General features: G+C 66.3%; 13 protein-coding genes. 3 read left to right on the plus strand and 10 right to left on the minus strand.

The genetic code is table 11. The features are described from left to right. Positions 1-13: 13 nt before the first annotated feature. From rpsD to cimA, 3 genes are all read right to left on the minus strand, one after another. Positions 14-628: a 30S ribosomal protein S4 gene (gene rpsD, locus FRZ44_RS18535; RefSeq protein WP_151178574.1), complete on the minus strand. Its 615-nt coding sequence runs from the start codon at positions 626-628 to the stop codon at positions 14-16. A 173-nt stretch (positions 629-801) separates the two neighbouring features. Then, the gene (locus tag FRZ44_RS18540; RefSeq protein ID WP_151178575.1) at positions 802-1,596 is read right to left on the minus strand and encodes an RNA methyltransferase; all 795 of its coding nucleotides are present in this window, start codon (positions 1,594-1,596) and stop codon (positions 802-804) included. Further along, a complete protein-coding gene (gene cimA / locus FRZ44_RS18545; RefSeq protein ID WP_151178576.1) occupies positions 1,596-3,224 on the minus strand; it encodes a citramalate synthase in 1,629 nt (542 codons plus the stop codon). Before cimA ends, FRZ44_RS18540 begins: the two co-directional genes overlap by 1 nt. Positions 3,225-3,434: 210 nt before the next feature. Here cimA and FRZ44_RS18550 point away from each other — a divergent pair, with 210 nt between their 5' ends. Continuing rightward, a complete protein-coding gene (locus FRZ44_RS18550) occupies positions 3,435-4,073 on the plus strand; it encodes a LysE family translocator (RefSeq protein ID WP_151178577.1) in 639 nt (212 codons plus the stop codon). Between the two features lie 21 nt (positions 4,074-4,094). Here FRZ44_RS18550 and cysS read toward each other — a convergent pair whose 3' ends face one another. Both cysS and gltX read right to left on the minus strand, forming a co-directional pair. Next, the gene (gene cysS, locus FRZ44_RS18555) at positions 4,095-5,483 is read right to left on the minus strand and encodes a cysteine--tRNA ligase (protein WP_151178578.1); all 1,389 of its coding nucleotides are present in this window, start codon (positions 5,481-5,483) and stop codon (positions 4,095-4,097) included. Positions 5,484-5,512: 29 nt separating this feature from the next. Next, positions 5,513-6,844, minus strand: a complete 1,332-nt coding sequence (gltX, locus tag FRZ44_RS18560) for a glutamate--tRNA ligase (protein WP_151178579.1) — start codon at positions 6,842-6,844, stop codon at positions 5,513-5,515. 189 nt (positions 6,845-7,033) lie between these two features. Between gltX and FRZ44_RS18565 the strand changes: the two genes are divergently transcribed. Beyond that, on the plus strand, positions 7,034-8,308 hold the full coding sequence (locus tag FRZ44_RS18565; protein ID WP_151178580.1) for an ArgE/DapE family deacylase: 1,275 nt from the start codon (positions 7,034-7,036) through the stop codon (positions 8,306-8,308). A gap of 226 nt (positions 8,309-8,534) precedes the next feature. Here the strand turns inward: FRZ44_RS18565 and FRZ44_RS18570 are convergent, their stop codons facing one another. Genes FRZ44_RS18570 through FRZ44_RS18580 form a run of 3 tightly spaced genes read right to left on the minus strand, consistent with a single transcriptional unit; the run spans position 8,535 to position 11,249 of the window. Further along, positions 8,535-9,059, minus strand: coding sequence for a 4-vinyl reductase (locus FRZ44_RS18570; protein ID WP_151178581.1), 525 nt, complete (start codon positions 9,057-9,059; stop codon positions 8,535-8,537). 14 nt (positions 9,060-9,073) lie between these two features. Then, the gene (locus FRZ44_RS18575; RefSeq protein ID WP_151178582.1) at positions 9,074-10,345 is read right to left on the minus strand and encodes a metal-dependent hydrolase family protein; all 1,272 of its coding nucleotides are present in this window, start codon (positions 10,343-10,345) and stop codon (positions 9,074-9,076) included. 46 nt (positions 10,346-10,391) lie between these two features. Next, positions 10,392-11,249 carry a fumarylacetoacetate hydrolase family protein gene (locus tag FRZ44_RS18580; protein ID WP_225308334.1) on the minus strand — a complete coding sequence of 286 codons (858 nt, stop codon included), beginning with the start codon at positions 11,247-11,249 and terminating at the stop codon, positions 10,392-10,394. A 219-nt stretch (positions 11,250-11,468) separates the two neighbouring features. Here FRZ44_RS18580 and FRZ44_RS18585 point away from each other — a divergent pair, with 219 nt between their 5' ends. After that, positions 11,469-12,146 (plus strand): GntR family transcriptional regulator, encoded by a 678-nt coding sequence (locus FRZ44_RS18585; RefSeq protein ID WP_225308335.1) that lies wholly within the window; start codon positions 11,469-11,471, stop codon positions 12,144-12,146. A gap of 9 nt (positions 12,147-12,155) precedes the next feature. Here the strand turns inward: FRZ44_RS18585 and FRZ44_RS18590 are convergent, their stop codons facing one another. Next, on the minus strand, positions 12,156-13,289 hold the full coding sequence (locus tag FRZ44_RS18590; protein WP_151178585.1) for a M20 family metallopeptidase: 1,134 nt from the start codon (positions 13,287-13,289) through the stop codon (positions 12,156-12,158). Positions 13,290-13,392: 103 nt separating this feature from the next. Then, positions 13,393-14,439 carry an extracellular solute-binding protein gene (locus FRZ44_RS18595; protein WP_151178586.1) on the minus strand — a complete coding sequence of 349 codons (1,047 nt, stop codon included), beginning with the start codon at positions 14,437-14,439 and terminating at the stop codon, positions 13,393-13,395. Positions 14,440-14,453: the final 14 nt, after the last annotated feature.

Genomic DNA, 14,453 nt, shown 5'->3' on the forward strand with positions numbered 1-14,453 from the left:
TTCCTTCGGCGGATCAGCGCGAATAGAACTCGACGACCAGATGCGGTTCCATCTGAACCGGATAGGGCACGTCGGCCAGCGCCGGGACGCGCACGAACTTGGCGCGCATGCCCTTATGGTCCGCCTCGATATAGTCCGGCACATCGCGCTCGTTCGAGGCCGCGGCCTCGAGCACGACGGCGAGCTGCTTGGAGCGGTCCTTCACCTCGATGATGTCGCCTTCCTTCACCTGGTAGGAAGGAATGTTGACGCGCTTGCCATTGACCTTGATGTGGCCGTGATTGACGAACTGGCGCGCAGCGAAAACGGTCAGCACGAACTTGGCGCGATAGACCAGCGCGTCGAGACGACGCTCCAGCAGGCCCACCAGATTCTCGCCGGTGTCGCCACGACGGCGCGCGGCCTCTTCATACATGCGGCGGAACTGGCGCTCGCCGATATTGCCGTAATAGCCCTTGAGCCGCTGCTTCGCCATCAGCTGGAGGCCGAAGTCGGAGGGCTTCTTGCGGCGCTGGCCATGCTGGCCGGGGCCATATTCGCGCTTGTTGAGGGGGCTCTTGGGACGGCCCCAGAGATTCACATTGAGGCGTCGGTCGATCTTGTATTTGGATTCGGCGCGCTTTGTCACCGGTGGTTCCTTCGTCTGTTTGTTGTCCCGATAGTTCCATCCCAGACGTCCATTTCCGGACGCAGGCGGACGGGATCACGGCCCAATGGCGCAAGATCCACTTTCTCGGGAATGAGGCGGCAGGTTGTAGCCGCTGCCGGCCGGCCTGTCAAAGCCGATTAAATTACGTGAATTCAATCGCTTGCAGTGGTTTTCCGGCGCCGGGGCCGGTTTTCCCGCTTGGAAGAGAGCTCTTTGACGATGCCATGGAGGGTGCGGATCTCCTGGCGGGTCAGGCTGGCGCGCTGAAACAGGTTGCGGATATTGCGCACCATGCCCGGCCGTTTCTCGGCATTGCGCAGGAACCCCGAGGCATCGAGCTCGCGCTCGAGATGGTCGAAGAAGTTGAGCAGTTCCTCCTTCTCCGCCGGCCGCGTGCCGTTCACCACCAGCTCGCGCGGCGGCGTCGCATCGCCCGCCTGATACCACTCATAGCCGATCAGCAGCACCGCCTGGGCCAGGTTGAGCGAGGTGAACTCCGGATTGAGCGGAACCCGGATCACGGCATCGGCCAGCGAGAGTTCGTCATTCTCAAGGCCCGCCCGCTCCGGGCCGAACATCACACCGACGCGCTCGCCGCGCGCGGCGAGCGCCCGCATCTCGGCCGCCGCCTCGCGCGGCGTCATCACCGTCTTGATCATCTGGCGATGGCGCGCCGAGGTCGCATAGACGCGGGTGAGATCGGCCATCGCGGCGCGCGCCGACGGATAGACCTGCGCCTTGTCGATGGCCTCATGCGCGCCCGAGGAAACCTCGCGTGCGCGTTCGTTGGGCCAGGCTTCGCGCGGACGCACCAGCCGCAGATTGACGAGGCCGCAATTCATCATGGCGCGCGCGGTGGCGCCGATATTCTCCGGAAGCTGCGGCTCGATCAGGATGACCGCGGGCGCCTCGAGCGAGACCTGCGCCCGGCGGCCGGCCGCGGCCATCAGGATTTCCTTGCAGCGCCCTTGGGCGCATCGCTGCGCACGGGAGCCCCGGCGCGATAGAGCTTCCAGCTGATGCCGTCATGGAGGGCGTTGAACGAGGCGTCGATGATGTTGGGCGAGACACCGACCGTGGACCAGCGCTCGCCGGTGCCGTCCGCACTCTCGATCATGACGCGGGTGACGGCTCCGGTGCCTGCACTGGGCGTCAGGATGCGCACCTTGTAATCGACCAGTCGCATATCCTCGAGCTCGGGATAGAAGGCGAGCAGAGCCTTGCGCAGCGCGCTGTCGAGCGCATTGACCGGACCGTTGCCGGTCGCGACCGTCATCAGCCGCTCCTCGCCGACCTCGAGCGTGATCGTGGCCTCGGATTCCGTCACCAGCTCGCCGCGCGCGTTCCAGCGCCGGTCGTCCATCACGCGAAACCGCGCGACGCGGAAATAGTCGGGGATGCCACCGAGCTCGCGGCGCGCCAGCAGCTCGAAGCTGGCTTCGGCGCCGTCATAGGCATAGCCGTCATATTCGCGGACTTTCACCAGCTCGACCAGGCTCGCGACCTTGGGATCGTCGGCCTCGATCTCGAGCCCTATGTCGCGGAACCGCGCCAGGATGTTGGCGCGCCCCGACTGGTCCGACACGACGATGTGGCGGCGATTGCCGACCAGCGCCGGATCGATATGCTCGTATGTGCGCGGGTCCTTCTCCACGGCCGACACATGAAGTCCGCCCTTATGCGCGAAGGCGGATTCACCGACATAGGCCGCGTTGCGCGACGGCGCGCGGTTGAGCCGCTCGTCCAGCAGCCGCGACAGATGAGTCAGGCCCTTCAGCGCCTCGCGATCGACACCGAGCTTGTAGTCGGTCTTGAGCAGGAGGCTCGGGATCAGCGAGACGAGATTGGCATTGCCGCAGCGCTCGCCAAGGCCGTTGAGCGTGCCCTGGATCTGGCGCGCGCCGGCGCGCACCGCGGCCAGGCTGTTGGCGACGGCGTTCTCGGTGTCGTTGTGGCAATGGATGCCGAGCTGCGTGCCCGGGATGGTTTTCGCCACTTCGCCGACGATGCGCTCGATCTCGTGCGGCAGCGTGCCGCCATTGGTGTCGCAGAGCACGATCCAGCGGGCGCCCGCCTCGAACGCCGCTTTGGCGCAGTCGAGGGCATAGGCCGGATTGGCGCGATAGCCGTCGAAGAAATGCTCGGCGTCGAACATGACCTCGTCGACGCGCGTCTTCGCGTGGATGACGCTCTCCGCGATCATGTCGATGTTCTCGGTGCGCGAGATGCCCAGGGCCACATCGACATGGAAGTCCCAGCTCTTGCCGACCATGCAGACCGCCCGGGCCTTGGTCCCGGTCAGGGCCGCCAGTCCCGGATCGTTGCCGGCGCTGCGGCCGGGCCTGCGGGTCATGCCGAAGGCCACGAGCTTCGCGCGCTTCAAGCCCGGCGGCTGGGCGAAGAAGGCATCGTCGGTCGGGTTGGCGCCCGGCCAGCCGCCCTCGACATAGTCGATCCCGATCTTGTCCAGCGCTTCGGCGATCGCCTGCTTGTCCAGAACATTGAAATCGACGCCCTGGGTCTGCGCCCCGTCGCGCAGCGTGCTGTCGAAGAGATAGATGCGGCTGTCGTCCATCGCCGAAAAGACCCGAGAAAGCAGGGGATTGGCGGCCGTCGCGCGACCGCAAGCCCATCTTTCTGCCTGGGGAACCCCCCGCCGTCAACCAGCCGGAGGCCGCGTCCCGGGTCTGACAGCCCTGCGCAGACCCCCTATCCTGCGAAGCCCTCGCCCATGGCAGAACATCCGGACGCTTCACCGGCGCGCTTAACCAAGAATGGCCCCGTCATGCCGAGCTTCCTGCCCGATCTCGCGACCCTCCTGCCCTTTCTCGCGGCGGCCCTGGCGCTCAATCTGACGCCCGGCGCCGACATGACCATGGTCCTGGCCCAAAGCCTCGGCCGCGGACGGTCCGCCGGGGTCTGGGCCGCCTTCGGGGTGGCGGGCGGCAGTCTGATCCATTCCCTGCTGGCGGCCTTCGGCGTGTCGGCCCTGCTGCAGCAATCCGAGGCGGCGTTCCTCATCGTCAAATATGCCGGGGCCGCCTACCTGCTCTATCTCGCCTGGCGCGCCGCGACCGACCGCTCCGGTCCCCTCCAGGCCGTGTCCCTGCCGCCCCGGCGCGCGCATCGCGCCTTCCTCGACGGGGTGGTGACGAACCTGTTCAACCCGAAGGTGGCGCTCTTCATCCTGGCCTTCCTGCCGCAATTCGTGGATCCCACGCGCGGGTCGGTCGCCGGCCAGATCCTGTTCCTGGGATTGCTGTTCAATATCGGCGGCACGAGCGTGCTGCTGATCGTCGCGCTGTCGGCGAGCGCCGCCCGGGAGCGGATCCTGAACTCGCGCCGCGCCGTGGCGGCCTTACGCTGGATCACCGCCGGCCTGTTCGTCGGCCTGGCGGCGCGGATGGCGCTCACGCAGCGCTGAGCGCCCGGCCGGCCACCAGCATTAGCCGGCTCGGCGCCAAGTCGTTCCCTGCGGCCCGTCGTCGAGCAGGATGCCGCGCGCGGCCAGATCCTTGCGGATGCGATCGGCCTCGGCGAAGTTGCGCGACTGGCGTGCGGCCGTGCGCGCGGCGATGGCCGCCTCGATTTCTGCGCTGTCGTCGGCCCCGCCCCGCAGCCAGACCTCCGGCTCCTGCTGCAGCAAGCCCAGCAGCGCGCCCGAACGGGTCAGGGCCTGCACCGCCCGCTCGCGCTCCGCGTCGGTCGTGGCCTTGTTCAGCCGATGCACCAGCTCATGCAGATGGCTGATGGCCAGCGGGGTGTTCAGGTCGTCTTCCAGCGCCGCCATCACGTCGAGCGGCGCCTCGTCGATCGCATCCTGCGCCGGCAGTGCGGCACCGCCGGCCCGCGCCAGCGCGGTATAGAAGCGATCGAGCGTGGCCTTGGCCTCCACCAGCCCGTCGCGGGTGATGTCGATCGGCTGGCGGTAATGGGCCGAGAGCAGCGCCAGGCGGATGGCTTCGCCGCGATGACCCTCGTCGAGCAGCTCGCGCACGGTGAAGAAATTGCCCAGCGACTTGGACATCTTCTCGCCGCCGACCTGGACGAAGCCGTTATGCATCCAGTAACGCGCGAAGACCGGCGTGCCATGGGCACAGCGGCTCTGCGCGATCTCGTTCTCGTGATGCGGAAAGATCAGGTCGATGCCGCCGCCATGGATGTCGAAGACCGGCCCCAGCAGCGCCTCCGACATGACCGAACATTCGATATGCCAGCCCGGACGGCCGCGGCCCCAGGGACTGTCCCAGCCGGGCTGGTCGGGCGTGCTGGGCTTCCACAAGACGAAATCGGCCGGGTGCTTCTTGTAGGGCGCCACCTCGACCCGCGCGCCCGCGATCATCTCGTCGAGCGTGCGGCCGGAGAGCTTTCCGTAATCCGGCATCGACGGCACGTTGAAGAGCACATGGCCCTCGGCCGGGTAGGCGTGGCCCAGCGCGATCAGCTTCTCGATCATCGCCACCATGCCGGTGACATGCTCTGTCGCGCGCGGCTGATGCGTCGGCGCCATCGCACCGAGGGCCGCCATATCGTCCTGATAGGCCTGGGCCGTGCGCTTGGTCAGCTCGCGGATGCTCTCGCCGCGCTCGTTCGCGGCGGCGATGATCTTGTCCTCGATGTCGGTGATGTTGCGCACATAGACGACATGTGCGGCGCCATAGACATGGCGCAGCAGCCGGAACAGCGTGTCGAACACGACGACGGGCCGGGCATTGCCGATATGGGCGAAGTCATAGACCGTCGGCCCGCAGACATACATCCGCACCTGCCGCGGATCGAGCGGAGCGAACGCCTCTTTGCGGCGCGTCAGCGTGTTGTGCAGTTGGATCGGCATGTCCCGATGATCGCTTGCGCCAGCCCGTTTCAGCCCTTGCCGCGCAGCAACCGGGCCGAGGCCCGGGCGCGGCCGATGAGAGGTAGCAAAAGCCGCATCTCGGGTCCATGGTCGAGGCCGGTCAGGGCCTGGCGCAGGGGCTGGAACAAGGCCTTGCCCTTCTTGCCGGTGGCCGAGGTGATGGCGCCGGTCCAGTTCTTCCAGGTTTCCTCGTTCCAGGGCTCGGGCGGCAGCTCGGCCGCCGCGATCCGCGTCAGGTCGACATCGTCGCCGCGGGTGAGAATCTCGCCATGGCAGATCTTCGCCCATAGCTCGATGTCGGCGAGCTTCTCGATATTGCCGCGCACGGCATTCCAGAGCCGTTCGTCGACACTGTCGGAGGCCACGCGGGCCGCGACCTCCTTGAAGTCGGTCTCGTGCAGCAGCCGCGCATTGATCTGCGCCAGCTCGTCGCGATCAAAATGCGGCGAGGCCGCACCCAGCTTGCCGAGATTATGGTCGGGGATCAGCTCGTCCCAGCTATGGACGGGCTTCATCGGATCGCCGGTACCGAGCCGCGCCAGATAGCTCGCCAGGGCCAGCGGCTCGATGCCGGCGGTCCGCAGCTCGCCGATCGACATGGTGCCAATGCGCTTCGAGAGCTCCTCCCCGCCCTTGCCCTTCAGCAGCGGGAGATGGCCGAAGCGCGGCACCGGTCCGCCCAGTGCCTCGAAGATCTGAATCTGCGCGCCGGTGTTGGTGACATGGTCGGCGCCGCGGATCACATGGGTGACGCCGAGGTCGATGTCGTCGACCACCGAGGGCAGCGTGTAGAGATAGGTACCGTCCTCGCGGATCAAGACCGGATCGCTCTGGCTCGCCTCGTCGATATGCTGCGGGCCCCGCACCATGTCGATCCAGCGCACCTCGCCCAGATCGAGGCGGAAGCGCCAATGCGGCAGGCGGCCCTCGGCCTCGAGCTTGGCGCGATCGGCGGCCGAGAGGGCCAGCGCCGCGCGGTCATAGACCGGGGCCCGGCCCGACTGGAGCTGCGCCTGGCGCTTGAGGGCCAGCTCTTCCGCAGTCTCATAGCAGGGATAGAGCCGCTCGGATTTCTTGAGCCGGGCGGCGGCCGCGTCATAGACGGCGAGGCGCTGCGACTGCGAGACCTCGCGATCCCAGACCAGACCGACCCAGGTCAGGTCCTTGCGGATCTCGTCGGCGAATTCGGCGCTCGAGCGCAACTGGTCGGTATCGTCGAAGCGCAGCAGGAACTCGCCGGCCTCCTTGCGCGCAAAGAGCCAGTTATGCAGCGCTACGAAGATATTGCCGACATGGAGATGGCCCGTGGGGCTGGGCGCGAAACGGACGCGAACGGTCATCGGGCCACGGGTCCGGTCGGGCAAGGCCAGGCAAGGGCAAGCGGAAATCGGAGGGTCATGGTGGCAAGAGAGATACAACAGCGGGCCTGGATTGACCACGGCCGCCGAAGCGGCATGATGTCGGGGTCCCCGGCGGGCCCTCGCCGGGCGCAGCGCCTTCTATTCCAGCCCGTTTTCCCGAGGTTTTCCATGACCGATGCCGATGCCGCGCGCCGAATCCTCAAGGCCGTCGAGGACGGTTTCGACGACCAGATCGACTTCACCGCGGATCTGACGCGCCAGCCCTCGCTCCGGGGCCAGGAAGCGGCCGCCCAGGACATGATGGCCCGCGCGCTGCGGGACCGGGGGTTGGGGGTCGATCGCTGGCTGATCGATGTGGAATCGATCCGCAACTTGCCAGGATTCTCGCCGGTCATGGTTTCCTATGAGAATGCCTGGAACGTGGTCGGCGCCTGGCGCCCGCAAGGGGCCCGCGGCCGCTCGCTCATCCTCAATGGCCATATCGACGTGGTGCCCACGGGTCCGGCCGAATTGTGGGCGAGCCCGCCCTTCGAGCCGCGCATCGCCGATGGCTGGCTCTATGGCCGCGGCGGTGGCGACATGAAGGCGGGTCTGGTCGCCGGGATGTACGCCTTCGACGCGGTGCGCCGCGCCGGTTATGCGCCGCAGGGCGACGTCTATGTCCAGTCGGTGGTCGAGGAGGAATGCACCGGCAATGGCGCGCTCGCCTGCCTGCAGCGCGGCTACAAGGCCGATGCCGCGATCATTCCCGAGCCCAGCCAATGCAAATTGGGTGCCGCCCAGGTCGGCGTGATGTGGTTTCAGGTGCATGTGCAGGGACGACCTGTCCATGTGGCGCGCGCCGGCAGCGGCGCCAACGCGATCGAGGCCTGCTTCCCGATCATCCGCGCGCTGCATGAACTCGAGGAGGATTGGAACAAGCGCGGCCATCCTGCCTTCGCCGAGCACAAGCATCCGATCAATTTCGTCGTCAGCAAGATCAAGGGCGGCGACTGGACCTCGAGCGTGCCGGCCTGGTGCGTGTTCGACATGCGCGTCGGGCTCTTCCCCGGCATGGACCTGGCGCAATGCCGGCGCGAGATCGAGGAGACGGTTGCGAGAGCCGCACGCGGGGATTCCTTCCTCGCCAACAGCCCGCCCAAGATCGTCTATCACGGCTTCCAGGCCGAAGGTTACGTGCTGGAAGGCGGTGCCGAGCCGCAGGCGCTGCTGGAGCGCTGCCATGAAAGCGTGTTCGGCCAGAAGCTCGACCGCATGGCCTTCACCGGCACCACCGATGCCCGCTTCTTCGGCCTCTATGCCGACACGCCGGCGATGGTCTATGGCCCGGAGTCCGAGGACATCCACGGCTTCGACGAGCGGGTGAACATCGACTCGATCCGCCGAGTGACGCAAACGATCGCGCTCTTCATCGCGGATTGGTGCGGGGTGAAGGCGGGGTAGTTTTCTTCGCCATCGAGGCCATCACCTCGACGTTGCGTTTATCGTCACCCCCGCGAAAGAGTCACGGCGTCCCTCCCATAGTCATCCCCGCGAAAGCGGGGACCCATCTCCATCCAGCGCCGCAACCTGAAGCATGGGCCCCCGCTTTCGCGGGGGTGACAAGGGGGCGGCGCGCGGCGCGTCACTCTTCCCGAAACAACAATCCTGTGCGAGGTGACGCCGAAACTTACGCTCCGAACTCGAACCGGCAATGGTCGCCGCCACCCTGGGCGGCGCATTGGGTTTCGTGGCAGTGGGTCTCGACCCGGGCCTCGCTTGTCTCGATGAGGAAGCGCATGGCGCCGGTCATGAAGCCTTCGAACATGTAGCAGACGGGTGCTTCCGCACCGGCGGGACGCTCCAGCACGAACACGGAGTTCCGCAGGCTGATGCTGCCGCGACGCCGGCCGATGTCGAGCGCATCGACCGTGAACTGGCCCCAGCCGCGCTGCGAGAGCCGCTTGAAGTAATGGCGGAAGGTCGCCTCGGGCGTGAGGCCATGGGTGCGCGCCTCGGCCTGGCACCAGTGGATCGCCGACTTCGCCGTGGCGGCGCGCAGGATCTCGCGATAGGCCTCGAGCCCGAGCGCCTCTTCCACGGCGCGGTGATTGTTCACCAGGAAATGGCGCGGCAGATAGACCATCGGCAGACCGTCGGTCCGCCAGATGCCGGTCTCGGGATCGACCTCGATGGGGACTTCGGGCCGGGCCATCGCCGGTCCCGAACCTAGGCCGCCCGCTCCTGCGCCTTGGCCTGGGCCACGTTCTTGTAGAGCGCGCCGTCCTTCATGATGACGTGGAAGCTTTCCTCCGGCACCATGATCGACAAGTCCTTGAGCGGGTCGCCATTGACCAGCAGCAGGTCGGCGAGGAAGCCCTCCTTCACCTGCCCGAGCTCATGGCCCATGCCCATCACCTGGCCGCCGACGCGGGTGCCGCATTGCAGGGCCTCGCTGGGCGTGTAGCCGAGCAGATCGACGAAATGCTTGAGGTCGCGCGCGTTGGTGCCCTGCGGCGACTGGGCGAAGCCGTAATCGCCGCCGATGAGGGCGCGAACGCCGCGCTTGCGCAGCTCGGTATAGACCTTGCAGCTGTCGTCGATGACGCGCTGCATACCGATATGGATCGCCATTTCGCGGGTGAAGCCCCAGGGCTCGCCCTCATAGAGCGTGCCATAGATGATGCCGATGGCAGGACCGACGAAGATCTTGTCCTTCACCGACTCCAGCATGTCGAGCGCTTCCTCGTCGGCGGATTCGCAGTGATAGATCACGTCGATGCCGCATTTCACCGCGCGCTTGACCGAGGCCGCCGCTCGCGCATGGCAGTTGATCTTCTTGCCGAAGTCCCGCGCGACCTCGACGGCCGTCTGCACCTCGATCTCGCGCATCACGGTCACGCCGCCATGGGCCTTGGGGCCCAGATCGTCACCGGAGATGTTGACCTTGATATTGTCCACGCCCTCGCGGCAGCAGAGCCGCACGGCGCGCGCGATCTCGTCGGGGCCGTCGGCGATCATGCCGAAGCTCTCGTAATACATATGCTGCTTGCGCTCGTCGCCGAGCCCGGCGGTCACCGTGATCTCGGGGCTGCAGGCCTTGATGCGCGGGCCCGGCAGGCGGCCGGCATCGACTTCGTTGCGGATGACGACATCGAGGCGCAGCTTCGAGCTCGCGGCGCTGTAGGCGCTGGTGAAGCCGTGATCGAGCAGCGTCTTGGCGTTGCGCATGGTGAGCAGCACATGCTCTTCCGGCGGGATGTTGCCGAGATCGGAATCGTTGACCGCACCGCCGAAGGAGATATGCGCATGGCCTTCGACCAGGCCCGGCATCAGGGTCCGGCCGCGGCAGTCGATCACGGTCGCCCCGTCGGCCGAAAGCTGGCCGACCTGTCGCGCCACGGTTTTGATCCGGTTGCCCTCGACCAGGACATCGGCCGGAAAGGAATTGGCGCCGCTGCCGTCCCAGACCATGGCATTGCGGAAGAAGACGCGGTTCATGGATGTTCTCCTGTCCTGCTCTCGAGCGACGTCGCTCTCCGTTGTCTCAGGCGCTCGCCAGGGCCTTCCGGGCCGGGGCGGCGCCGATTTCGTCGGCCACGGGGTTGCGCAAGGTGCCGATGCCTTCGATCTCCACCTCGCAGACATCGCCATGCTTCATGAAGAGCGGCGGCTTGCGGGCCATGCCGACGCCGGACGGCGTGCCTGAGACGATGATATCACCCGGCCACAGGGTGATCGCCTCGCTCAGAATGGAAATCAGCGACGCCACGTCGAAGATCATGTCGTCGGTCGAGGCGTCCTGGACGGTGTGGCCGTTAAGCCGCGTCTGGATATGCAAGCCCTTTCCGCCTGCCGGCAATTCGTCCGCGGTCACCATGAAGGGCCCGAAGGGGCCGGTATCGTCGAAATTCTTGCCCACCGTCCATTGCGGCGACTTGGTCTGGAAATCGCGGATCGAGACGTCGTTGAACACCGAATAGCCGATGACATGGTCGAGGGCGTGAGCGCGGCCGATATGGCGCCCCGCCTTGCCGATGACAGCCACCATCTCGCCTTCGTAATCGAGCTGGACCGAGGCCGCTGGGCGCCGGATCGGCGCGCCATGGCCGATCAGGCTGGAGGAGAAGCGAGCGAAGATCGTCGGGTAGGTCGGCGGCACGAAGCCGCTCTCGATCGAATGATCGACATAGTTGAGCCCGACACAGATGATCTTGCCGGGCGCCGGCAAGGGCGGCAGCCATTCGATGGTCGCCGGGTCGATCGCCGGCGCCTTGGCCAGCCGCAGGCCGGCCTCGCGCAGCGCGCCTGAACCCTCCGAAATCAGCCCGCTCAGGGGACCTGGAAAGCCGGGCTCGCCATCGAGGAGCCCCTGGAACCCGCCATTGGCCGATCCGAGAGCCAAGCCGACCCTTTTCCCTGACCGATAGGTCGCAAACCGCAAGTGCCTTCTCCCCGAATGATCTCAAACCGGCCGGTGACAGGACCTTGCCGTGCACATATATATCTGTCAACGGATAATATATTTTCTGTCAAGAGCGGTCCATGACAGAGATAATATATTGCTCTATTATTCTCGTTCGCTCGTCAGCGCTGAGGCACTGCAATGGCCCGGGATCCCGCCGTGAACCTCACCCAAGGCGCCTATGAGCAGCTGCGCGCCGATCTCCTCGCCTGCCGCATCCTTCCGGGCAGCCGCCTCAAGATCCAGGAGCTCTGCGCCCGCCTCTCGGTGAGCCTGGGCGCCATCCGCGAGGCGCTGTCCCGCCTGACCTCGGAGGGGCTGGTGGTGGCCGAACCGCAACGCGGGTTCCGGGCCGCCCCCATCTCTCAGGAAGACCTTCAGGACCTGACGCGGGTGCGCATCGAGATCGAGGGGCTCTGCCTCCGGCGCGCGATCGCGGTCGGCGACGTCGATTGGGAGTCGCGGCTGGTGGCGGCACTGCACCGTCTCTCGCGCACGCCCGAGCGCGCGGCGGCCGACCCTGCAAGGTCGAGCGACGAATGGGCCGAAGCCCATGCGGCCTTCCATGTGGCGCTGGCCGACGGCTGCGACAGCCCCTGGCTCCTGAAGCTGCGCAGCCAGCTCTATGACCAGAGCGAGCGCTATCGGCGTCTTTCCGTCCCGCTCACGACCGAGAAGCGCAACATCGGGGCGGAGCATCAGGGCATCGTCGACGCGGCCCTGGCGCGCGACGCCGACAAGGCGGTGGCCCTGCTCTCGGCCCATCTCGGCGCCACGACGCGGATCCTGCTGACGGCCAACCTCGAGGTCGAGCGGCAGCGGGAGATGGCGGAGTAGAGCTTCCGCCTAAAGCCCCATCCACTTTCGCGCGATCTCGGTGTAGAGCCCGACCGCTTGCTCGATCTTCGCCACCTCGCAATATTCGTTGGTCTTGTGCGCCATCGCGGTTTCGCCGGGACCGAGGATGACGGCGGGCAGCTGACTCATGGCGGGCACCAGCACCGAGGCATCGGTGAAGAAAGGCGCGCCGCGCGGATCGAGCCGCCGGCCTGTTACGCGCTCGCAAAGCTCGAACACGCCGGCGACCCAGGCGTCATGCAGATTGCTGGCGATGGCGCCGACATCGACCATGCGCGCGATCTCGGCCTCCTCGCCCAAGAGGGCCTGGATCTCCTCCAAGATGGTCTCGTTCGACTGTCCGGGCACCGTGCGGATATCGACCTGGACCCGCGCGTGATCGGGCACCGAGTTGACGTTCAGGCCGCCATTCAGAGTGCCGACATTCAGCGAGGGCCGGCCGAGCTGGTTATGGCCGGGCGCCTTGAACTCATGCTTGGCCAGATGCAGCACACCCTTGGCGGCCTTATAGACCGCGTTGTCGCCAAGCTCCGGCATCGAGCCATGGGCGGTGACGCCGCGGAACACCGCCTGCAGCCAGAGCGCGCCCTTATGGCCGATGAGGGGATCGTTGCCGGTGGGCTCGCCGACCACCAGCGCCCCGGCTCGCGGCAAGACGTTCTCCAGCCCCGCCAGGAAACGCGCGCCGTCGCAGCCGGTCTCCTCGCCCGCCGTGAAGACCAGCACGAGGCCGGCCTTCCGGTCCGGCAGCCGGGCGACGTCCATGGCGGCGATCGCCATCGCAGCCACGCCGCTCTTCATGTCGCTGGAGCCGCGGCCATAGAGCCGGCCGCCGTCGATCTCCGCCCCCAAGGGATCGCGATCCCAGGGCGCGCCTCCCAGCGGCACTGTGTCGAGATGGCCGGTAAAGCAGATCGGCTTGGCGTCGGCATCACCATCGAGGCGAGCGACGAGACTGGTGCGGCCTTCGGCAAAACTGTAGGCCGCGACCTCGAAGCCCGCCGCCTCGAGACTCCGGGCCAGATGATCGGCGCAGGCCTGCTCGTCGCCCGGCGGATTGATCGAGCGCAGCCGGATGAGATCCTGGGTCAGCCGCACGGCAGAATTATGATCGGGGGTCATCGAGACGCTCTTTCAGGACAAGCAGAAGCCGGTGCTGACGAGCCTACCCCAAAAATGGAGATGCCGCCGACTCTCGCCGGCGGCATCTCACGGCTCGATCAGGTTACTGACGCAGGCCCGTCCAGATCTTGTCGTAGGCGCGGGTCGCCTTCTCCTCGCAGGCAGGGGCGAAGGTGATCTTGAGGTCGGCCGGCGGATTGAACTCCGGCGAGGTGCCGATCTCCGGCGGCAGGAACTTGTTCGAGCCCACCACCGCCGTCTGATAGCCGGTCGATTTCGACTGGAGCGCGATGTTCTCGGGGTCCATCAGGAAGTTGAGAAACTTCTTGGCGTTCTCGAGATCGGGTGCGTCTTTCGGCACGGCGACATTGTCCATCCAGCCGACCACGCCTTCCTTCGGATAGACATATTTGAAGCTCGCCTTCTCGGTGCGAGTGGCAAGCGCCTTGCCCGACCATTGCTCATGCATCACCGTCTCGCCCGAAACTTGGCGCTCCACGGTGCCGTCGGAGTTGTAGACCTTCACGAAGGGCTTCTGCGCCTGCAGCAGGGCGTTCAACGCCTTCAGGTCATCCGGGTTGGTGTTGCATTGCGGCTTGCCGAGATAGACGAGGGCGAGCGACATGACCTCGCTGGGCGAGCCGAACATGCCGATCTTGCCCTTGAGATCCGCGGGCGGCTGGAACAGCGGCTTCAGGCTGTCGGTCGGTCCCTTATACACGGCGGTGTCGACGGAATAGGAGGTCGTGCCCCAGACCCACGGAACCGAATATTGCGCATCCGGGTCCCAAGAGCGCTTCTGCCACTGCGGGTCCAGATTCTTGAAGTTTGCCATATGGGCGACGTCGACCTTCTGCAGCAGGCCCTGCTTCACGAAGATCGGGATGAAGTCGTTGCTGATGATGATGACGTCATAGCCGGCAGCACCGGAGCTCAGCTTGGCGAGCGCCGTCTCGTTCGAATCATAGGTGTCGATGGTGACCTTGATGCCGGTCTCGTCCTCGAACTTCTTCACCATCTCCGGCGAGGTATAGTCCGTCCAGTTGTAGATATGAAGCTCGCCGCCATCGGCCTTCGCCCCTTGCGGAGCGCCGACGATCACGCCAGCCGCCAGCAGCACGCTGGCGAGGCCCGTTTTCCAGTTCTTCATTGTCGTCCTCCCTT

The organism is Hypericibacter terrae (assembly GCF_008728855.1).
In the GTDB taxonomy this organism is placed as follows: Bacteria; Pseudomonadota; Alphaproteobacteria; order Dongiales; family Dongiaceae; genus Hypericibacter; species Hypericibacter terrae.

Bases quoted from the DNA above. Each gene is read 5' to 3' on its own strand.
- FRZ44_RS18575 (WP_151178582.1), bottom strand. From the start codon at position 10,345: ATGAACCGCGTCTTCTTCCGCAATGCCATGGTCTGGGACGGCAGCGGC.
- FRZ44_RS18590 (WP_151178585.1), bottom strand. From the start codon at position 13,289: ATGACCCCCGATCATAATTCTGCCGTGCGGCTGACCCAGGATCTCATC.
- FRZ44_RS18570 (WP_151178581.1), bottom strand. From the start codon at position 9,059: ATGGCCCGGCCCGAAGTCCCCATCGAGGTCGATCCCGAGACCGGCATC.
- cimA (WP_151178576.1), bottom strand. From the start codon at position 3,224: ATGGACGACAGCCGCATCTATCTCTTCGACAGCACGCTGCGCGACGGG.
- FRZ44_RS18550 (WP_151178577.1), top strand. From the start codon at position 3,435: ATGCCGAGCTTCCTGCCCGATCTCGCGACCCTCCTGCCCTTTCTCGCG.
- cysS (WP_151178578.1), bottom strand. From the start codon at position 5,483: ATGCCGATCCAACTGCACAACACGCTGACGCGCCGCAAAGAGGCGTTC.
- FRZ44_RS18595 (WP_151178586.1), bottom strand. From the start codon at position 14,439: ATGAAGAACTGGAAAACGGGCCTCGCCAGCGTGCTGCTGGCGGCTGGC.
- gltX (WP_151178579.1), bottom strand. From the start codon at position 6,844: ATGACCGTTCGCGTCCGTTTCGCGCCCAGCCCCACGGGCCATCTCCAT.
- FRZ44_RS18565 (WP_151178580.1), top strand. From the start codon at position 7,034: ATGACCGATGCCGATGCCGCGCGCCGAATCCTCAAGGCCGTCGAGGAC.
- FRZ44_RS18540 (WP_151178575.1), bottom strand. From the start codon at position 1,596: ATGGCCGCGGCCGGCCGCCGGGCGCAGGTCTCGCTCGAGGCGCCCGCG.